Source organism: Paenarthrobacter sp. AR 02, from assembly GCF_021538675.1.
Lineage (GTDB): Bacteria > Actinomycetota > Actinomycetes > Actinomycetales > Micrococcaceae > Arthrobacter.
Genome location: NZ_JAJUKH010000001.1, coordinates 865580 through 885290, shown reverse-complemented (window position 1 = coordinate 885290; position 19711 = coordinate 865580). Strand labels below are relative to the sequence as shown.

Annotated in this window: 20 protein-coding genes and 1 riboswitch; of the genes, 11 read left to right on the top strand and 9 right to left on the bottom strand. The window is 63.9% G+C overall.

The window, feature by feature from the left end; all coding sequences use genetic code 11:
* Window positions 1-72 precede the first annotated feature (72 nt).
* Window positions 73-1014, top strand: coding sequence for an endonuclease domain-containing protein (locus LRQ04_RS04145; RefSeq protein ID WP_235517876.1), 942 nt, complete (start codon window positions 73-75; stop codon window positions 1012-1014).
* Window positions 1015-1120: 106 nt separating this feature from the next.
* On the opposite strand, the gene LRQ04_RS04140 is transcribed toward LRQ04_RS04145, so the two are convergent.
* The 3 genes from LRQ04_RS04140 to LRQ04_RS04130 are packed head-to-tail and all read right to left on the bottom strand — an operon-like array spanning window position 1121 to window position 4257.
* Window positions 1121-2320 carry a cation:proton antiporter gene (locus tag LRQ04_RS04140; protein WP_235517872.1) on the bottom strand — a complete coding sequence of 400 codons (1200 nt, stop codon included), beginning with the start codon at window positions 2318-2320 and terminating at the stop codon, window positions 1121-1123.
* A 5-nt stretch (window positions 2321-2325) separates the two neighbouring features.
* On the bottom strand, window positions 2326-2808 hold the full coding sequence (locus LRQ04_RS04135) for a cation:proton antiporter regulatory subunit (RefSeq protein WP_211713611.1): 483 nt from the start codon (window positions 2806-2808) through the stop codon (window positions 2326-2328).
* A 48-nt stretch (window positions 2809-2856) separates the two neighbouring features.
* A complete protein-coding gene (locus tag LRQ04_RS04130; RefSeq protein WP_235517871.1) occupies window positions 2857-4257 on the bottom strand; it encodes an MFS transporter in 1401 nt (466 codons plus the stop codon).
* 159 nt (window positions 4258-4416) lie between these two features.
* Here LRQ04_RS04130 and LRQ04_RS04125 point away from each other — a divergent pair, with 159 nt between their 5' ends.
* The 6 genes from LRQ04_RS04125 to mnhG are packed head-to-tail and all read left to right on the top strand — an operon-like array spanning window position 4417 to window position 10701.
* Window positions 4417-7422, top strand: coding sequence for a Na+/H+ antiporter subunit A (locus tag LRQ04_RS04125; RefSeq protein WP_235517870.1), 3006 nt, complete (start codon window positions 4417-4419; stop codon window positions 7420-7422).
* Window positions 7419-7919 carry a Na(+)/H(+) antiporter subunit C gene (locus tag LRQ04_RS04120; protein ID WP_235517869.1) on the top strand — a complete coding sequence of 167 codons (501 nt, stop codon included), beginning with the start codon at window positions 7419-7421 and terminating at the stop codon, window positions 7917-7919. The genes LRQ04_RS04125 and LRQ04_RS04120 overlap by 4 nt, the downstream gene beginning before the upstream one ends.
* Window positions 7916-9484: a Na+/H+ antiporter subunit D gene (locus LRQ04_RS04115; protein WP_235517868.1), complete on the top strand. Its 1569-nt coding sequence runs from the start codon at window positions 7916-7918 to the stop codon at window positions 9482-9484. The genes LRQ04_RS04120 and LRQ04_RS04115 overlap by 4 nt, the downstream gene beginning before the upstream one ends.
* A complete protein-coding gene (locus tag LRQ04_RS04110; protein WP_235517867.1) occupies window positions 9481-10047 on the top strand; it encodes a Na+/H+ antiporter subunit E in 567 nt (188 codons plus the stop codon). Before LRQ04_RS04115 ends, LRQ04_RS04110 begins: the two co-directional genes overlap by 4 nt.
* The gene (locus LRQ04_RS04105; protein ID WP_235517866.1) at window positions 10044-10322 is read left to right on the top strand and encodes a monovalent cation/H+ antiporter complex subunit F; all 279 of its coding nucleotides are present in this window, start codon (window positions 10044-10046) and stop codon (window positions 10320-10322) included. The genes LRQ04_RS04110 and LRQ04_RS04105 overlap by 4 nt, the downstream gene beginning before the upstream one ends.
* A complete protein-coding gene (mnhG, locus tag LRQ04_RS04100) occupies window positions 10312-10701 on the top strand; it encodes a monovalent cation/H(+) antiporter subunit G (protein ID WP_235517862.1) in 390 nt (129 codons plus the stop codon). The genes LRQ04_RS04105 and mnhG overlap by 11 nt, the downstream gene beginning before the upstream one ends.
* Before the next feature lie 83 nt (window positions 10702-10784).
* On the opposite strand, the gene LRQ04_RS04095 is transcribed toward mnhG, so the two are convergent.
* Together LRQ04_RS04095 and LRQ04_RS04090 are read right to left on the bottom strand one after the other, a co-directional pair.
* Window positions 10785-11045 (bottom strand): DUF4235 domain-containing protein, encoded by a 261-nt coding sequence (locus tag LRQ04_RS04095; RefSeq protein ID WP_211713619.1) that lies wholly within the window; start codon window positions 11043-11045, stop codon window positions 10785-10787.
* Window positions 11046-11081: 36 nt separating this feature from the next.
* Window positions 11082-11765, bottom strand: a complete 684-nt coding sequence (locus LRQ04_RS04090; RefSeq protein ID WP_235517861.1) for an NUDIX hydrolase — start codon at window positions 11763-11765, stop codon at window positions 11082-11084.
* Between the two features lie 199 nt (window positions 11766-11964).
* A riboswitch (TPP riboswitch) is annotated at window positions 11965-12101 on the top strand.
* Between the two features lie 76 nt (window positions 12102-12177).
* Here LRQ04_RS04090 and LRQ04_RS04085 point away from each other — a divergent pair.
* Genes LRQ04_RS04085 through LRQ04_RS04075 form a run of 3 tightly spaced genes read left to right on the top strand, consistent with a single transcriptional unit; the run spans window position 12178 to window position 15154 of the window.
* Window positions 12178-12798: an ECF transporter S component gene (locus LRQ04_RS04085; protein WP_235517858.1), complete on the top strand. Its 621-nt coding sequence runs from the start codon at window positions 12178-12180 to the stop codon at window positions 12796-12798.
* Window positions 12798-14363, top strand: coding sequence for an ABC transporter ATP-binding protein (locus LRQ04_RS04080; protein ID WP_235517856.1), 1566 nt, complete (start codon window positions 12798-12800; stop codon window positions 14361-14363). Before LRQ04_RS04085 ends, LRQ04_RS04080 begins: the two co-directional genes overlap by 1 nt.
* On the top strand, window positions 14360-15154 hold the full coding sequence (locus LRQ04_RS04075) for an energy-coupling factor transporter transmembrane protein EcfT (RefSeq protein WP_235517854.1): 795 nt from the start codon (window positions 14360-14362) through the stop codon (window positions 15152-15154). Before LRQ04_RS04080 ends, LRQ04_RS04075 begins: the two co-directional genes overlap by 4 nt.
* Here LRQ04_RS04075 and LRQ04_RS04070 read toward each other — a convergent pair.
* Window positions 15151-15750, bottom strand: coding sequence for a GNAT family N-acetyltransferase (locus LRQ04_RS04070; RefSeq protein ID WP_235517852.1), 600 nt, complete (start codon window positions 15748-15750; stop codon window positions 15151-15153). The two genes, LRQ04_RS04075 and LRQ04_RS04070, sit on opposite strands and share 4 nt — an antisense overlap.
* A gap of 49 nt (window positions 15751-15799) precedes the next feature.
* Window positions 15800-17917, bottom strand: a complete 2118-nt coding sequence (locus LRQ04_RS04065) for a penicillin acylase family protein (protein WP_235517850.1) — start codon at window positions 17915-17917, stop codon at window positions 15800-15802.
* An 89-nt stretch (window positions 17918-18006) separates the two neighbouring features.
* Here LRQ04_RS04065 and LRQ04_RS04060 point away from each other — a divergent pair, with 89 nt between their 5' ends.
* On the top strand, window positions 18007-18741 hold the full coding sequence (locus LRQ04_RS04060; RefSeq protein ID WP_235517849.1) for a siderophore-interacting protein: 735 nt from the start codon (window positions 18007-18009) through the stop codon (window positions 18739-18741).
* Here LRQ04_RS04060 and LRQ04_RS04055 read toward each other — a convergent pair.
* Complete coding sequence (locus tag LRQ04_RS04055) at window positions 18738-19091, bottom strand: hypothetical protein (protein WP_235517844.1); 354 nt, start codon at window positions 19089-19091, stop codon at window positions 18738-18740. The genes LRQ04_RS04060 and LRQ04_RS04055 overlap by 4 nt on opposite strands.
* A gap of 116 nt (window positions 19092-19207) precedes the next feature.
* On the bottom strand, window positions 19208-19657 hold the full coding sequence (locus LRQ04_RS04050; RefSeq protein ID WP_235517843.1) for a hypothetical protein: 450 nt from the start codon (window positions 19655-19657) through the stop codon (window positions 19208-19210).
* Between the last annotated feature and the right edge of the window lie 54 nt (window positions 19658-19711).

Sequence of the window (19711 nt, the reverse complement as noted above, 5' to 3'; positions counted from 1 at the left end):
CCCAAGGCCCCACTATCCCTCCACACTGTGGGTAACCCCATAGGTGCTGCTCAAACGTGCCAACAATGGCTGATGAGGATCACTCCGCCGCTTCCGCCTGAACTTCGAGGACGTTCGTTCACGCTCGCCGAACAACGAGCTGCCGGCCTCCCGGACCACCGGGCGTGGAACGATGATCTCCGCGTTGCCAGCAGGGGAGTTCGCGTTCCATGGGGCCAGGCGCAGGATCCCGCGCATACAGCCCGGCTCCTTACGGCTCTAAGTGAGGGTGCAGTGTGCTGCCGTGAAACCGCGGCGACACTGTGGGGTTGCCCGTTGCCGTGGGATTCCCAGCACGACCTCCTGGTGCATTTGACCAGGCTTGACGGCAGTTTTCGACCCCAGCGCAAGGGGGTTCGAGGCCACCGGATGGTTCTATCGCGTGGGGATGTTTGCCAAGTGGACGGCATTCCTGTCACCAGTCCTGCCAGGACATGGCTCGATCTCGCCGCGGTGCTTCCCTTCGAGGACCTCGTTGCGGCCGCGGATCACTTCATCTGTCGGCAGACGCGAAGCTTTGGGCATAACAGGGTGCCGTTCTGTTCTGCCGAGGATTTGAACGCCCAGGTCGATCGGCATCGCGGCGCACGAGGCATTCGGAAGGCACGTGCGGCGCTGGAATTGGCACGCGTGGGAGCCGATTCCGCCCCAGAGACAAGGCTGCGACTCGCCATTGGCCGCGCGTTCCTGCCCGAACCGGTGCTGAGCTACGTCGTTCGCGACCCCTTTGGCCGGGAAGTGGTGTGGCCCGATCTCACCTTTCCGGAGTTCAAAGTCGCAATAAATTACGACGGCGGTCATCACCTCAGCGCCGCGCAGAAGGAATCCGACCTCCGACGAGAGGCTTTGCTCGCAGCAAACGGCTGGATCTCCGTGGTGATTACGGTCGAGCAAGTTCGCGAGCATGGGTACGACGGCGTTGCCCGGCTCATCCGGCGGGCCCTCATCCGTGGTGGGTGGTCTCCGAGGGGTTAGCTTTCGGCTCTTTCGCGGGCCCTCATTCAGTCGAGACGTCGCCCCTCGGGGGAGGGTGGGGGTGAGATGTCGCCCCTCGGCGGGAGGGGAGGGTGGGCGGGGTGGCTTAGGCGGGGGCGCGGTCGGGGCGGCGGGGTGGGGCTCCTGGGGTTTTGCGGAACACTTTGACCACGGGTTCGACGAACCGTGCCGCCAGCGGACCGAGGATGGCCATGATGAGGACGTACGCCGTGGCCAGAGCGGCGACCTGGCCCGGGACTGCCCCGGACGTGACGGCGAGGCCTGCGATGACGATGGAGAACTCGCCGCGTGCGATCAGCGCTGCCCCTGCCCGGAAACGGCCGGGCACTGCGATGCCGGCACGTTTCGCAGCCCAGAATCCCGTGAGCATCTTGGTGAGGGTAGTGACCACGGCGAGGATAAGGGCCCACCCGAGCACAGGTGGGATGGACGTGGGGTCTGTGTTGAGCCCGAATGCCACGAAGAAGATGGCCGCGAAAAGGTCCCGCAAGGGTTCCAGGATCCGGACGGCGTTGTGGGCGGTCGCCCCCGAGATCGCGATGCCCAACATGAAGGCACCCACAGCGGCCGATACCTGCAATGCCGAGGCTATGCCTGCTACCAAGAGGGCGAGACCCAGCACGTTGAGAAGGAACACCTCGGAGTTTTCGCTGTGGATTGCTTGGGATACGCGGTGGCCGTGCTTGAGGGCGATCACCAGCACCACCGTGACCACTGCCAGGGCGATGCCCACGGTCTGCAATCCGCCCAGGAAGCCAACGCCGGCAAGGATCGCGGTGAGGATGGGGAGGTAGATGGCCATGGCGAGGTCCTCGAACACCAGGATGGACAGCACCACCGGCGTCTCGCGGTTACCGATGCGGCCCAGGTCGGTGATGACTTTTGCTGCAATGCCAGACGAGGAGATGTAGGTGACGCCGCCCATGACGATGGCGCCAACCAGGCCCCACCCTAGGAGGACAGCTATGCCGGCTCCTGGAATGAAGTTCAGGATGAAGTCCAGGACGCCAGCCTGCCAGGAGCGCCTCAGCCCGGTAACGAGCTCTGAAGCCGTGTATTCCAGTCCGAGCATCAGCAGGAGCAGTATGACGCCGATTTCGCCGGAGAGGTGCGAGAACTCGTGCATGCCGTCCAGCTTGACGAACCCACCGGCACCGAAGGCCAAGCCGCCCACGAGGTAGAGCGGAATGGGCGACATACCAATCCGACCCGCTAACCGAGCCAGGAGACCGAGGCAGAAGACGACGGCCCCCAGTTCAACGAGGGCTAGGGCCAGCGGATCCATCCGGGTTAGCCGTTACGCAGGATGTCGGCTGCTGAGTCAAGACCTTCCTGCGTGCCGACTGCTACAAGTAAGTCACCGGTGTGGAGTACGACGTCGGGCGCGGGCGAGGGGACGACCTCGCCTTCCCGCATGATTGCGACGATGGAAACGCCACTGCGGGTACGAACCTGGGCTTTGCCCATGGGCTGGTTGACGAAGGGCGAATCCGGGGTAATGGAGAATTGCCGGGTGACGATGCCCGGGACCTCGCGGTGGGCTTCGGCCAGGCGCATGGCAATGTGCTGGCCGCCGAGGAGGTTGCCCAGGGCGGCTGCTTCATCGGCTGTCAGGGGTATGGTCGCCTGGCACGTGTCGGGGTCGTCCCACGTGGAGACGAAGAGTTGGGTTTCACCTTCCCGCAGTTCCACCACGCCGATACGCCGGCCGGAGGCCGTGACGAAATCCTTGCGGACACCAAGGCCCGGGAGTTCAGTCTCATCCACATTCATAGTTACACCCTAACTCTGGGGACCGGTCCCTCCGCCGGTCCTATGTAGTTAACGCTCTGGCACCACAGCTATTTCCACTTTCGCGGGCGGCTTTACGGGCAGGATCACCAACAGCCCGGCGAGGAGAACCACCATGATCCCAAGGATGCCCCAACGTTGGGCCTGACCCTCCGCAACAAGGGGAGAGGCAATGGCGATGCAGAGGGTAAAGAGCGTAGGAGCCAGGAAGCTCACGGCACGTCCCGTGGTGGCGTAGAGGCCGAACAGTTCACCGGATTCGCCGGCTGGTGCAAGCCTGGCCAAATACGCGCGTGAGGATGACTGGGCAGGTCCCACGAACAAGCAAAGCATCAGCCCGAAGACCCAGAACGTGGCGGACCCCGGCCAGTCTTTGCCGAAGAACACGTAGTCCCCGTTGCCCAAGACCAGGATGAGCGTACCTGCCACGAGGAGGCCCACCAAAGACAGGACGATGACGGCCTTGGGACCGATCCTGTCGTCAAGGAAGCCGCCGATGATGGCACCGACTGCTGCGACAACGTTGCCGAAGATCGCAAAGAAGATGACGTCCTTGAGCTCAAAACCGAAGGTGCCCGCCGCGATGACGCCGCCGAAGGTGAACACGGCGGCCAGGCCGTCGCGGAAGATGGCACTGGAGAGCAGGAAGTAGATGGTGTGCGGGCTGGTCCGATAGATGGCCGCGATGCGCCGGATGAGCAACTTGTAGGACGCGAAGAATCCCAGCGAGGCGGTTGCTTTTTTCACGGATACTTCGGGTACCGCGAACATGACCGGCAGGGCAAAGATGAAAAACCAGAGTGCCGAGAAAATCGCGACGAGCCGGATGTTGAGGGAGTCCTGGGTGGACGCACCGAACCATTCAAACGACGGCTGGACAAAGAGTTGGAGCACCAGCAGGAGCGCCACGATTCCGCCGAGGTATCCCATGCCCCAACCGAAGCCGCTGACCTTGCCGATATTCCGCGGCGTCGAGATCTGGGCGAGCATGGCGTTGTAATTGACGCCTGCGAACTCGAAGAAGATGTTGGCCAGTGCAATGAGGCAGACGCCCAGCAAGAGAAACTCCGGGCGGGGGAAGACGAAGAAGCACAGCGCCGTGAGGACCGCAGTGGCGGCAGTGTTGACCCCGAGCCACAGCTTGCGCCGACCGCCCGCATCCGACCGCTGACCTGTCACGGGAGCAAGCAGGGCAATGGCGAGGCCCGCGATCGCCAAGGCGGCTCCCAACGCTGCCGACGCTGCGTCTTCTCCGCCGAAAGCATTCGATGTCAGGTAGACGGTGAAAACAAAGGTGGTCATCACCGCATTGAAGGCTGCCGAACCCCAATCCCAGGAGGCCCAAGCAAGGATCTGGCCCTTCTTTGACGCGACGGGACCGGAGGCGAGCTCGGACGATGGGTGGGTTTCTGGAACTGCAGCCGCGTTCATAGCTTGAATGCTATCGGGAGCACGCGAACAGCGCTGGCATGACAGACCCTATGTGGATATGACTGTCCGTGCCCCTTGATAAACTGTATGAACCGAACCCGACGTATGACCGCTTGCTCCAACTTTTGACAATTCGTTCCTGACTTTGCGGAGAAAACAGTGATCACAGTTCTCGCCATCACCTTTGTAGCGGCAACTGTGGCGCCCTTGATCTTCCGCAAATTGGGCCGGAACGCGTTCTACGTCCTGGCTGCGGTTCCCGCGGCGGCATTCGTGTGGCTGCTTTTCCAGTATGAATCCGCATATTCCACCGGCGGCATAGAAGAGATCCTGCCGTGGATACCCACGCTGAAGCTTGAGCTCGCGTTCCGTATGGACCCCCTGGCATGGGTGATGTCCTTGCTGATCCTCGGGGTGGGTTCATTGGTGCTGGTCTATTGCGCCCGGTACTTCAAGGACAAAGATCCCGATCTTGGTGGATTCGGCGCCCAACTCCTCGCCTTTGCGGGAGCCATGTTCGGTTTGGTTACCTCCGATGACCTCCTGATGCTCTTCATTTTCTGGGAGCTCACCACCATCCTGTCCTACCTGTTGATCGGCTACGCCCGGACCCGTCTGGCCGCCCGCCGATCGGCGCTTCAAGCCCTGATGGTCACCACAGCCGGTGGCCTTGCCATGCTGGTGGGCCTCATCATCCTGGGCCAGGCCGCGGGAACGTACCGCATTTCAACCATCCTGGACCAAGCCGGGTCCCTCATGGCCGGGCCCATGCAGGGGGCGGTTGCTGCCGCCGTCGTGCTTGTCCTGGCTGGTGCGGTGACCAAATCGGCGCTGGTTCCGTTCCATTTCTGGCTGCCGGGCGCGATGGCTGCCCCTACTCCCGTGAGCGCCTACCTGCACGCGGCCGCCATGGTGAAGGCGGGCATCTACATTGTGGCCCGTTTGGCCCCTGGGTTTGCCGAATCGCAGTTCTGGCTGCCCGTGGTCCTGGGGCTTGGCCTGGCCACCATGCTTGTTGGCGGTTACCGGGCGCTCAGGCAGACCGACATCAAGCTCATCCTCGCCTACGGCACGGTCAGCCAACTCGGCTTCCTGACCATGGTGGTGGGGCTCGGGCGTCCCGATGCTGCGCTGGCGGGGCTCGGGCTTCTTCTGGCTCACGGCCTGTTCAAAGCGGCGCTCTTCCTGGTGGTGGGCATCATCGACCACCAGTCCGGCACCCGCGATATCCGTAAGCTATCCGGTGTTTTCCGGTCTTCGCGGGCATTGGGTGTTGTGGCCGCAATCGCCGCAGCGTCCATGGCCGGCGTCCCGCCCTTGGCAGGTTTCGTGGCCAAGGAGTCGGTCTTTGAGGCATTCGTCCACTACGGAACAGGCCATGACGCACCTGTGTGGGGTATCTGGATACTGGTTGGCCTGGTGGTGGGATCGATCCTCACCTTCGCCTACAGTGCCCGGTTCATGTGGGGAGCCTTCGCCACGAAGCCCGGTGTGGAGCCCACACCGTTCAAGCCCATCAAACCCGCATTTCTTGCAGCCCCCGCCATCTTGAGCCTGCTCACGATCGCCTACGGCGTGTGGCCCGTGCCGGTGGATACGTGGATCCAGCCTTACGCGGCATTGTTCGCCGACCGTCCGGACGCGGTCGACGCCGGACACTTGGCTTTGTGGCACGGCGTCACCCCGGCTTTGGGCCTGACCGCGATAACGTTCGCGGCCGGCGCCGCGATGTTCTACGGCCGCAATCTCGTTGCCCGCGCCCAAGGCCTGGTCCCGGACTGGGTGGACGGCGACCGCGCCTACCAAAACACTATCGGCGCCTTGGACGATATTGCCGTGTGGGTCACGGGCCGTACCCAGCGTGGTTCGCTGTACTTCTACCTGGCTGTCATCCTGACGGTCGCGTTCGCGGTCCCGGCCACGGCGCTGATCATGGCCAACAAGCCCTTGCCGGAGGGCATCTATTTCATCGACCCCAATTCCCCGCTGCAGATAGTGGCCGGTGCGGGCATCGTGGTGGGAGCTCTTGCGGCCGTTCGCGCCAACAAGCGCTTCCTTGCCGTGCTCATGGTGTCCGTGACGGGCTACGGAATCGCCCTCATGTTCGCGCTGCAGGGTGCACCGGACCTGGCCCTGACGCAGATGCTGGTGGAGACCATTGTGCTGGTGGCCTTCGTGCTGGCCATGCGCAGCCTCCCCGCGGAGCTGCGGGACAGGACCGGAGGCAGGCTAAGGGTGATCCGTGTGATCATCGGTGCAGCGTTCGGCATCACCATGATCTTCGTCGCGATCTACGCCATGGGCGCCCGCGTGGCAACGCCTGTTTCCCTGGATTTCCCGCGCTTGGCCTACGAAGGCGGCGGGGGATTGAACGTGGTCAACGTGACCCTCGTGGACATCCGTGCATGGGACACCTTTGGTGAGATCTCCGTGTTGGCTATTGCGGCCACGGGTGTCGCCAGCCTGATCTTCGTCCGCAGCCGTGGCGACCGGATCAAGACCTCCGAAGCGGTGCCCGAAGGCAGCGTGGGGCGCCGCACCGGCGTCGAACGCGGTTCCCGGGCCGATGCCACGCTGGCCGTGGCGAAAAAGTTCACCGGCGTGACCCGCGACGCCTGGCTCGTGGCCGGCCGCACCTTGGCGCCGGAGCGGCGTTCGATCATCTTCGAAGTGGTGACCCGGCTGATCTTCCACTCGATGATCGTGTTCTCCCTTTACCTTCTCCTGGCTGGGCATAACCTGCCCGGTGGCGGCTTCGCGGGCGGCCTCACCGCGGGACTCGCCCTGACCATCCGTTACCTGGCTGGTGGACGGTTCGAGTTGAGCGAGGCAGCGACAGTAAGTGCCGGAACCCTTTTGGGGACGGGTCTTGCGACGGCGGCGGCCTCCGGCGTCGTTCCGCTCTTCCTGGGCGGGCAGGTTTTCCAAAGCGCGATTATCGAGTTCTGGCTGCCGGTGTTCGGCAACATCAAGTTCGTCACCTCGACCATTTTCGATATTGGCGTGTACATCGTGGTGGTGGGCTTGGCCCTTGACGTCCTCCGCAGTCTGGGCGCCGAGATCGACGAACATTTTGAAGGCCAAAATTCGCTGGCAGAGGAAGACGCCGGCGGGCTGGCCCAAGAAGCAGCCGAATCGGCCGCATCCGGGAAAGGTACCGCATGAGCATCAACCTGACCCTGCTGATCGTCATGGGCGTGCTCTACGCCTGCGGCATCTACCTGATCCTTGAACGCAGCCTGACGCGTGTGCTGTTGGGATTGATGTTGCTGGCCAATGCCACCAACATCCTGATCCTGAGCACCGGAGGCTACGCAGGGCTGGCACCCCTGTTCAGCAAGGAAACGAACCCCGAGGCCTACAGCGATCCCTTGCCGCAGGCACTGATCCTGACGTCGATCGTGATCTCGTTCGCGGTGACCGCTTTCATGCTGGGCATCATCTACCGGACGTGGGTCCTGGCCCGCCAGGACGAGATCCAGGACGACCTTGAGGACGTCCGCGTGGCCAAGACTCCGAGCTTCGACGCCGAGGATGACGCCATTGTTCCTTTGGAAACGTCGGAGTTCGCCGTAACACCCACCACGACGACGGACCGGAGCCATCCGGAAGCCACGGAGAAGCCGCACACCAGTACCACCCAGGAAGGAGGCAGCGCGTGAACCTCGCGAACCTGTCGCCGCTCGCTGTCCTCCTGCCGATCCTGGGTGCAGCTCTCGCATTCCTGTTGATCAGGCACCACTCTGCGCAGCGGGCGGTGAGCATCGGCATCCTCAGCGTGACTCTCCTGCTCGAGTGCCTGCTCCTGGTTTCCGTATGGAACGGCGGTACCACGTCCGTCACCCTGGGTGGTTGGCTGCCTCCGTGGGGTGTGGTGCTGGTTGTGGACCAGTTCTCCTCGCTGATGCTGGTTGTCTCAACGGTGGTGAGCCTGGCAGTGTTGATCTACGCCACCGGCCAGGGCATGGCTGACGGCGACCAGGAAGCACCGGTCTCGATCTTCCACCCCACCTACCTGATCCTGGTGGCGGGCGTGTCCAACGCGTTCCTCACCGGCGACCTCTTCAACCTTTACGTTGGCTTCGAGATCCTGCTCACGGCAAGCTACGTCCTGATGACCTTGGGCGGGACGGGCCCACGTATCCGGGCCGGCGTCACGTACGTGGTTGTCTCGGTGGTGTCGTCCGTGTTGTTCCTGGTGGCCATCGCCATGATTTACGGTGCCACCGGAACCATCACCATGGCCGACCTTGCGGTAAAGCTCGCCGAATTGGACCAAGGCACCCAGAACCTCCTGCACGTTATGTTGCTGGTGGCGTTCGGCATCAAGGCCGCTGTGTTCCCGCTGTCCTTCTGGCTTCCCGACTCATACCCAACAGCGCCTGCCCCCGTGACCGCGGTGTTCGCCGGGTTGCTTACCAAGGTGGGCGTTTATGCCATGGTCCGCACGGAGACGTTGCTGTTCCCGGGGGATACCCTCAACGTTCCCCTGATGGTGGTGGCGTTGCTGACCATGGTGGTGGGTATCTTGGGCGCGTTGGCCCAAAGCGACATCAAACGTCTCCTGTCCTTCACGTTGGTGAGCCACATCGGCTACATGGTGTTCGGCCTCGCCATGAGTTCCGTGGCCGGCCTGGGTGCCGCTGTCTTCTACGTGGCGCACCACATTACGGTGCAGACCAGCCTGTTCCTGGTGACCGGCCTTATCGAGCGCCGGGGCGGCAGTTCGTCCATCGACCGGCTGGGCGGTTTGGCCAAACTCTCGCCGCTGCTGGCCCTCTTGTTCTTCGTTCCAGCCATGAATTTGGCGGGCATCCCGCCCTTCTCCGGCTTCCTTGGCAAGTTGGGCCTCCTGCAGGCAGGCGTGGAACTGGGCACCCCGCTGGCGATCACTTTGGTGGTCGGCGGCGTGGTCACGAGCCTGCTGACGTTGCTGGCAATCGCCAGGGTCTGGAACAGGGCCTTCTGGCGCAAGCCCGAGGACGCTGAATACCCGGATCCTGTGCTGTTGGCCAGCGGGAACGTTGGGGTGCTCCCGCGGACCATGGTCGGTTCGACGGCGGGACTGGTGGTTTTCGGGGTGGCGTTGACGGTGTTTGCCGGGCCGCTCTTCCACCTCGCGGACGGATCAGCGGAGATCATGCTGGACCGCTCGGCTTATATCCATTCTGTCCTGGGTGATTCGGTGGAGGTTCCGGCGTTGCCGCAGAGGGATGGTGCCAAATGAGCCGTAAACCGAACTCCTTCCGTACTGAACTGCCTCTGCTCATCTGGCTCGTCATTGTCTGGGGTGCCCTGTGGCGGGATTTCAGTCCAGGCAACCTGTTGTTCGGCGCTCTGATTGCGGTGCTGGTGGCAAAGTTCTTCTACCTGCCTCCGGTTGAGCTCAGCGGCAGGTTCAACGTACTGCGCGCCATTCCGTTCGCGCTGATCTTCCTCGCCAAAGTGGTGGCAGCGAGCTTCCTTGTGCTGTACCTGGCTGTGGTCAAAGGGCCAAAGGTGCGCAGCGCCGTCGTCGCCGTTCCGTTGCGTAGCCATTCCGACCTCATGGTGACGGCAACAGGGCACGTCATCTCCCTGATTCCGGGTTCTTTGGTGGTGGAAGTGGACCGGTCGACGTCCACGCTGTACCTGCACGCGCTCAACATTTACCAAGAGGCTGACATCGAAAAGATCCGTCAGGAAGTCCAGAACATTGAAGCCGGCTTGATCCGGATCATGGGCACCCGCGAGGAAGTCCAGGCGTTGGGAGCCGAGATCAGTTCCGGCGTGAAAGGGGCAGCCCTGTGAAGGAAATCGTCCTCATAGTTACGGCCGTGATTCTCAGCCTGGCCGCTGCCGGTGCCATCGTGCGGATCGCGATTGGTCCCTCGTTGCTGGACCGGGTCTTGGCATCCGACGTGTTGCTGGCCATTCTCGGGGCAGCCTTGTCGATCGACATGGCGGTGAACCGGCACCTGAATAATCTGATGCTGCTTGTAGCGCTGGCCGTGATCGGTTTTATTGGCTCGGTGACAGTAGCCCGGTTCGTGGCTGAGCGGAGGGAACAGAGCAATGAGTCCTGATGCCACCGGCGTGGATGCCGTCATCGATGGTGTGACCGCCGTGTTCCTGGTGGTGGGAGCGCTGATGTCCCTTGGCGCTGCGGTTGGTTTGCTGCGTTTTCCTGACCTGATGAGCCGCATGCACGCTGCTACCAAACCGCAGGTCTTGGGCTTGTTCCTCATGCTGGCGGCGATCGGCCTGCAGATGCGGACCTGGTGGGTGTGGCCCGTGCTGCTGGTGGCGTGGATTTTCCAGCTGCTCACCGCGCCAGTGTCGGCCCATATGGTGGGCCGGGCCGCGTACCGCACCAAGCATGGCCATCGGGAGATGCTGACCAAGGACGAACTTGAGGCCGTCGTTCAGAGGGCGGCAGCCGGACAAGCCGACCCTGAGGGTTAAAGCCAAAGCGGGGTCACTTCCGGCCCATCCCACGGGGATTTATGGGCCGGGAGTGACCCCGCGTTGCTTCAAACGGTGATGCCTTAGACGATGTCCTGGGACTTCGCGAAGCGGGCGATGGCACGCTGGGTGCCCCTGCTGGCCAGGACCTGGATGAGTGTGCTCACGAACGCCGAGATCAGGGCGAAGGTGAGGGCGGAGCGAAGGCTCGTTTCCATGTCATCGTTGCCTACGGGCGGCTTGTTGCCTGTGGCCTTTTCCCACCCTTTGTTGACGAGTTTTGTTCCGACGAAGCCCGCCCCGAGGCTCACTCCGGCGCCGATCAGCTTGAAGAAGAGGTTCATGCCACCAGCCTAGCTGCAACGCGTGGACCGGCAACGCTAGCGGCGGCTTTCCCGTTCCGCGAGGAACGCGGCCAGGGAGCCTACGGGTGCCAGGACCGGGACGACAGTGTGCTCGGCGGACCATATGGCATCGACGGTCCCGTATCCGGCGATTTCCTTGAGGAGGTAGAAAGTGGGCGGCATCAGTTTCAGGGTGCCTGCTGCCTCTGCCGCGAGGATTCCCGCAACGGGCATCCACAGGGATTGCCACGCTTCGGTTGTTTGGTGATGGGGCTCCATGTCCGTCGAGGGCCTGGCCACGTAGAAGAAGGTGTCGAACCGCTTGGGCATGTCGATCGGCGTAATCCAGTTGGCCCATGGGCGCAGGTCACCGGCGTCGATGCTCAGCCCGGCTTCCTCACGGACCTCCCGAATCGCGGCGGTGAGCACGGTCCCTGCTTTAGTAGCGGCATCGTCGGAACCGATGGAGCTGGCCTGCCAGTCCGCCGCATGGCTGCTGAGCAGTCCGGGGGCGTAATCCCACCCCGAGTGGTCGGCAGGGTCCACACGTCCTCCCGGGAAAACCACCATTCCTGCGGCGAAGTCCATGGTGCTGACCCTGTGCTGGACGAACGCCTCAAGCCCTGACGGGGTATCCCGGAGCAGGATGACGCTTGCGGCGAGGCGTGCTTCCGCCACGTCAACGTTGCCTGGAAGGCCAGAGCCGGGTTGGTCCGTCATGAAGTGTGCCCCTTTGCGTCGGTGGTTGTTGCTGGATCATTCTCTCAGGTCCCGTTGCGAGGCCCGGTGTGCAGGGTATGTGCCCGAAGAAGGGTGTTCAGCCGGCCTCGCAACGGTGCGGGTGGGCCGGATTGTGACTGCGCGGCCGTCCTCACCGCGGAGTACAGGTGTAAACTGAACCAGCCCAGCAGGGCAGATTTAATAACGACAGGGGAGCGCCGCCGTCGGAACCTGCAGAGATGCGGGAGCCGCGAGGGCGCTGAGAGTGCGGACAGCCGCAGACCCTCGAACCTGATCCGGTTAGTACCGGCGCAAGGGAGTCGAGCTTCTCAGAGTGTCCGGAACCGGGCGGCGCAGGCCGGCCGGGAATCCGGGGAGCACTTTCCCCTCCTGTAACTCAGGAGGCAGAAAAATGACCACGGTCAGCGTGAAGAAGACCAGTTATAACTGGCGTGTTGTAGACATTGTGGTGGCAGCATTGATCGCCATCGCCGGCGGCGTGATTTTCTGGGCATGGTCCCAAGGCGCCGCACTGGTATCCATCCCCATGAACGCGGCCTATCCTCCGCTGACGGGCCTGATCGCTGGCGGTTGGATGATTCCGGCGGTCCTGGGCATGCTCATCATCCGTAAGCCGGGTGCCGCCCTGTTCTGCGAGTCCGTTGCAGCCACGGGCGAACTCATCATGGGCTCTCAGTACGGCACCACCGTACTGATCTCCGGCGTCCTGCAGGGCCTTGGCGCGGAGCTCATCTTCGCCGCGTTCCTCTACAAGAAGTTCAACCTGCCCACCTCGCTCCTTGCCGGTGCAGGTGCGGGTCTCTTCTGCGGCCTCAACGACTCGTTCCTTCCCTGGGGCTGGAACATTGCCTACGAGGCAATCGACAAGCTCACGTACATCACGTTCACCACGATCTCCGGGGCGATTATCGCGGGTGCACTGTCATGGATTGCCACCCGCGGCCTGGCGAAAACCGGTGTCCTGAGTTCCTTCGCTTCGCGCAAGGCCGCTTCGGAGCCCGTCTTCAGCTGATGCCCGTCATTGAACGCGGCGGCCACGTCCGGCCTGCCGCCATCACAGCCGAGGGCTGGGGATGGCGGCACGCCGGCAGGGCCACGCCAGCCATCCAAGGCCTTGACCTCAGGATCGAACCGGGGGAGCGGGTACTGCTGCTCGGCCCCTCGGGTGCGGGCAAGTCCACGCTCCTGCATGCCCTCGCCGGGGTGTTGGGGGACGAGGAAGACGACTCGGACGAGACCGGCTCGCTGCTGCTGGACGGCGCTTCTCCCCGCGAGCAGCGCGGCCGCGCCGGCCTGATGCAGCAGGACCCCGAAACGCAGGTTGTCCTGTCCCGGGTGGGGGACGACGTCGCCTTCGGCGCCGAGAACCTGGCCGTGCCGCGGGAGGAAATTTGGGCCCGCGTCCATGAAGCGCTCGACGACGTCGGGTTGCGGACCGCTGCCGGCGGCGGACTCGCGTTGGATCATCCGACCTCGGCCCTGTCCGGCGGGCAGAAACAGCGCCTCGCGCTTGCGGGAATTTTGGCGATGCGGCCCGGGCTGATCCTGCTGGACGAACCAACGGCCAACTTGGACCCTGCAGGGGTCCTGGAGGTGCGGGACGCAGTGGGCCGCTGCCTCGACAAGACCGGAGCCACCCTTGTTGTGGTGGAACACCGCGTGTCCGTGTGGAAGGACCTGGTGGACCGGATTGTGGTGTTGCAGCCAGGATCCGCCGGTAACGGCACTCCGGGCGTCCTGTTGGACGGGCCACCGGAGCAGGTCCTGTCAGAGGCGCGCACAATGCTGATGGCAGCGGGCGTCTGGGTTCCCGGATATGTCCCGGCAACCCGTGCCCGGCGCACTGAGACCTCCGCCGCGCAACTGCTTCTGGCTGCCCAGGACGTGGCGGTCTCGCGGGAAAAGCCCCGCCGAAAGGGATTCCGGACCATCCCTCCGGTTCCTGTGCAATCCGACGTCAGCGCCCAGGTCAGGGCGGGCCAAGCGCTGACCATCACTGGTCCGAATGGTGCCGGAAAGTCCACCTTCGCACTCACGCTGGCCGGCCTCCTGGCGCCCGTGGACGGCAAGGTGAGTGCCGCCGTCGAGCTTTCAGAAGGGGCCGGAATCGACCCGTTCAAGTGGAAAGCCGATCAGCTGATTTCCCGGATCGGGACCGTATTCCAGGAACCCGAGCACCAGTTCGTCACGGGTAAGGTGCTGGACGAGCTGATGTTTGGTCCCAAACACCTGGGCCACGGCGAGGAACGCGTGGACGAACTGCTGGAGCGGTTGCGGCTCACCCACCTGGTGGACGCGAACCCGTACACGCTGTCCGGCGGCGAGAAGCGCAGGCTTTCGGTGGCCACGGTGCTCGCCGCGCATCCCAAAGTCCTCGTCCTCGATGAGCCCACGTTCGGCCAGGACGCGAACACCTGGGCCGAGCTGGCATCGTTCCTTTCGGAGTTGCTCGACGCCGGAACAGCCGTGGTCTCCGTAACCCACGACCAGGAATTCAGCGACGTGCTCGGCGGCACGGAGCTGCGCCTGAACCCCGCGGCACGTGCAGCAAGCCGCCAGGAAGCCGGTGCAGCATGAGGGACGCATTGAACCTGCGGGGTAACCACGCCCTGTTGACCGCAGCGAACCCGTTGGCCAAGTTCGCCGCGGTTTTCCTCATCTCGCTGGTGTTGGCCCTCTCCATCGACTGGGTTTCGGCAACTACCGCGCTGGTGGCCGAGCTGGCGCTGTTCCCGCTTGCCGGGCTGACGCTGCGGCTTTTGTGGCAGCGGGCCTGGCCGTTGATCATCGCTGCGGCGATTGGTGGCTGGAGCACAGCGATCGTGGCGGCTGACAGCGGCGCGGTACTGCTCGACGTCGGACTCTGGTCCATCAGCGAAGGTTCCCTTGAGCTGGGGCTGGGTTTCATGCTGCGCGGCTTGGCGATTGCCCTTCCGGCGATCCTCCTGATGACCTGCACCGACCCCACGGACCTGGCCGATGCCTTGGCACAGAAAGCGAAGCTGCCGCACCGGTTTGTCCTGGGATCCCTCGCTGCCATGCGCTTGGTGGGCCTCATGGCCGAAGAATGGCAGACCATTGGCATGGCCCGCCGTGCACGGGGTGTCGGTTCGCAAGGCAACCCGTTCCAGCGGGTGAAAGCCACCCTCGGTCAAAGCTTCGGGTTGCTGGTCCAGGCTGTCCGGCGCGCTTCGCGGTTGGCTGTGACCATGGAAGCGCGGGGCTTTGGCGGCGGCCAGCGGACGTGGGCGCGCGAATCCACGTACTCGGTGCTGGATATCTGGGTGGTCCTTGGCGGAGTGGTCATCGCAGCGGGTGCTGTGCTGGCCGCCGTGGGCGCCGGGACGTGGAGTTTCGTCTGGCGCTAGCGGGCGGCGCGGTTCTGGACTTCATCGAAACCGGCCCGTGTGAGGAAACCCAGCTGTGCCTCCTTTTCCGCGAGCTGGACGATGGGTCCAAGCTCGAAGCACGTTGCTTCGAGGCGGCGCAGGGCCTTGGCGTTGCGGGCATCGGGCTCCACAACGATCCGGTCCTTGCCCGGCAGGGAAAACATGTACTTGATCAGCGAGGTTGCCAGCCGTGGCGTGAAGTGCGGGATGGGGCGCGTGGCCGGAGCCAGCAGCAGGTGCATGCCTATGTCTTCCTCGCGGGCGGGGTACGCCTCGCCCACGGGGTCGTGCAGGGGCTCGTAGGTCTGGAACAACGCCAGCGCCTCCCCGTCCAAGGTCACCAGGAACGCGTGGTGTGTCTCCAGGGAGTCCAGGAATTCGTAGATGCCCAGGACCTCCTCACGGGTGTGCTCGGTCATTCCCCAGAACCTGGCGCGGGGCTGGGTTACCCACTCGAAGACAAGTCCTATGTCCTCGTTGGGGACCAGCGGGACGATCCGCAGGGCACCCCATCCTTCGAGTTCATCGGAGTAGACGGTGGTGCGGGCGGAGAAGTCCGGGGCGGTGGTGGTCATGTCTTCCTTCGGGTGCTGGGTATTCGGGGTGCGACTGGGTGCAGAAGTGTCAGGGTTCGTCTTTGCCGAGGGCCGACCACCCGGTAACCACCGGGGCGAGCTGCCCGGCCGTCCACAAGGGCAACTGGTCCGAAAAGTGCTGGTGGCCCGGCGTTCCGGCTGCGCCAAAGGGAACAACCCACCGGCTGTTCCTGCGTTCGGCCAGATCCCAGACATAGCGGGCCACGGGGCCGCGGAAGCTCCGGTCATCCACGCCCGGGAGGCTCTCGGTGCACAGGACGCATCCGGTGTCGCCGCTGAGGCCGACCGTTGGTGCGGCTTTGGCAAGGGAGCCGGGGAGGAGATGAACGGGCAGCAGCTGATGGCGGTCACCCCACGAGGCTCCGTCCAGGGGTGCCTCTTCCAGCGCTACGTCTTCGAGGCTTGCAGCCGCTTCCACTCGCGCATCGATGCGGAGCAGCAGGGTCTCAAGGGCGAAACCGACCCGGGCAGGAACGGACAACCACGGCCCGAACAAGGACGAATACCCCGTGGGACTGTTCAGCGAGGCGAGGGATGGGTGCTTGGCCAAGCGTTGGACCAGCGCACCCCGCCACTCGGCAAACATGGCGGCGGGCTGGCTGCCGGCGTCCATCCGGCCATCCCAGCGAAGCAGTCGTGAGCGCACTTCCTTGGCTTCGCCGGACAGCTCGGCGGGGTCCAGGTCGGCCAGGATCGACCGGAACAACGGCCATGGGCCCAGCAGTGTGTCCATATGGATGGCCCGCATGTGGTCAGGGGTGAGCGGCCCTTCGACTTCCTCCAGCAGCTCGCGGATCCGCGCGGCGCGGTATGCGGGTGCAAACTCCATGGCGACGGCGTCCCCGCCGCCCGCTGCCCGGTCATTCGCGCTGACGGCGAACCTCTGCACCTCGGAACGGGGCAGGATCACGTACTGGCCATCCCACGCATGGCGGGCGGAAAACGCGGGTGCGGGCAGGCGACGGTTGGCAGGATTCCGCTGGGGGACCAGCCCGGCAACAAACTGGGTCACGGTTCCTGACGTATCGGCGGCAATCACACTGTTGACGGGCTCCACCCATGCATCCAAGGCCGCTTCCACCGCGGAGACGCTCCGGCTCCGCAGCATCGGCAGGAGGGCCTCGAAGCCCAGCCGCCCCTCAACCCGTGCGGGGAAACGCAAACTCAGGGCGCCGCCGTCGGGCGTTTCGGAGATGACCGGTCCGCGGGCGGTCTCAATAATGTCCACGGACACGGACTCACCGTCGCGGACGTGAATGGTCTCCAGATTCACGACGACGGTTTCCCAGCCTTCCGCGCCCCGGGCCTCGATGCGCTCGCCGGAGTAGTCGGTGACCCGGCGCAGCTCTTCCTCGAAGAGGTCCTGGTAGTCGGCCATGGCGTTGGTGACGGCCCACGCGGTGTGCTCTGTCTGGGCGAAGTGCGGAAGGCCGGGAACTCCTGGAAACGCGAACCCGACGGCGTCGAATTCCGGGCAGGCGAGCCGCACCTGCTGGTACACGCCGGGCAGTTCCATGAGGCGGTGCGGGTCACCGGCAACTAGTGGCAAACCGCTCACGGATGCCGAACCATGGGCCGCCCAGGCGTTGCTGCCGGACCAGACGGGCGCCTCAATGCTGAAAAGGCTGACGGCGTCGTCGCCCAGTGTCCGCGCTACGTGGGCGCGGAACAACTTGTTGGGGAACGTGGAAAAGAGGATGTGGTGCACCAGGAAGACGCCAAGGGGGGTCCAGGGATTCCACGGCTCGGGACTGCTTCCGGACTCGGTGAATTCCGGGCTGTCCCGGAGGCCGTCGGCGAGTGCGCGGTTGACGCCGTCCACGTATTGGCCACACCAGCGTTGGGTGTCGGCGTCGAGGTTCTCGAAGCAACGGCGGGCGGTGTCATCCAGCCGTGCCTGCCGGGCGAACCGGTCCCAGGTCACTGCGTCTGCGCCAAGTACTTCCGCGGTGCGCCCCTCGGATCGCCAGCGCTCCAATTCGATCTGCCAGGACCGGTCGATCGCGGCATTGCGGCCTTGCAGGAAGGCCAGTTCATTGGCAGATCCGGCCCAGAGATGCGGGATTCCCCACGTGTCCCGGTACGTTCCGGGGCCGCCTGCCGGACCTGATTGTTGCGTCGGGGCAGGCGTCATCTTCTCGCTCACTTTCATACTTAGGTTAGGCTTACTTAAGTTCAAGATAAGTGGCTTTGGCTCCGTGCACCAAATCGTGGCCATTCGTGAAGGAGAGTTCCTTGAAGCGCAGTTGGGAAGGCGTGGTCCTCAAGGTGATGGGCGCCAAGGACTTCACCCTGGAGGTGACGGGGCGCGAGGAGATCACCCCGGATTTCCTCCGGATTCATGTACGTGACGGCGGACTCCTGCGGCGCAGCGGGCTGCACCCCACCATGTGGATCCGATTGTGGTTCGACGACTCCGGAAAAGCGCACCAGCGCGCCTACACCGTGGTGAACGCGGACCCGGCGGCGGGCACGTTCAGCATGGACTTCGCGATGCACGATGGCGTGGCGGCGGATTGGGCATGGTCGGTGCAAGCCGGCGAAACCATCGAGGCCACCGTTCAGGGCAGCTTATTCACCTTCCCGCAACCCACACCGCGCCGCATCTGGGTGGTGGGGGACCCCGCGTCCATCCCCGCCATCAACTCACTGCTGGACGAACGGGACCGACGTGCCCCCGGAGTGGCGCCGGTGACGGCCTGGTTGGAATACCAGCACGACGCCGATACCTCACTCCAGGTGCGCACGTCTGGCTCCGACGTCGTCACCTGGATTCCGCGAAAACGTGACGGGGCCGCCTTGGTGGAGGAGGTCTGCCGCGCCCTTGTGGCGGATGCGGTCTCGGCATCCGAGGACTTCTTCTGGGTAGCCTGCGAAGCGTCCAGCACAAGGGCCATCGTCAAACATCTGCGCAAGGAGCTCGGTGTGGACAAGCACCGCATTGACGCCTTGGGATACTGGCGGGCTTAGGACTCCCTCCAGCTCAGGAAACCCTTCTGCCCGTCCGGCGGCGTAAGGACCACATCACGGCCATACTTCTTTTTGGCTTCGGATCCAATGAACGCGTCGGGAACGATCCGGACCGCCTTGGCAACTTTGCCGTCCTTCATGAAGACGAACAATGCCGGCGATGCCGTATAGCGGTTTTCCTTGGTGATGGGTTCGCCGAAAGCCGCTTCGATGTCTTTGGCCAAGGTCCCCTCCATCACGAAGCCGGCCTGGTCCCATTCGAAATCAGTGGCATCGGCAAGCTTCAAAGCGGTGCCCTTCGTTGCGGCTTCGAGTACTTGGCTGTTGAGTTTGTCGTTGGATTCGGGCATGACAGATCCTCCCAGGGAGCAGGCGGCCAGTATGCAGGCCAGGACGAGGGCGGCCAGGCCCAGCAGGGCAGCGGACGTTCGCCCTTGGGGTCGGGCCGGGTCAAGATGTGGTGGGTTCACGAGGTGGTCCGCGATTCGTTGTGGAAATCCGGGTCTTCATTGTTGTACAGATCCATGGCCTCGCGCGGGGCAGGGTTACCGGGGAGTTGCTCGTGTGCCGTGGCGTAGTCCTCAGCCCACTCTGCGCCGAATTCCTTCACCATCAGGGCGTTCCAGTACGCATGGCGGAAGGCGTCGATCTGGTCGTCGTTTTGGTCTGCGCTGGGGAAGCGTTCATCAGCGACATTGAAGGCGTCATCGTGGATGCCCTTGAAAGCGTTCAGTTCGAAAGGTCCAAGACCATTCAGCATTTCGGCCTCCTTCTCGGTGACAACCCTCTGGTCCACCACGAACTTCAAAGGGTCCCAATCGCCCGGCCAGTTAGTTGTCTCCGCATCGCTGACCTGGTATTCCTCGAGGATTTCCTGCGGGCTGGGGCGGCCGGGGTTGGTGTTCGTGGCGGCCAACTGAATGGTTCCGCTTCCACCGGACCCGCCACCGACGGTGGCTTCCGTGGAAGC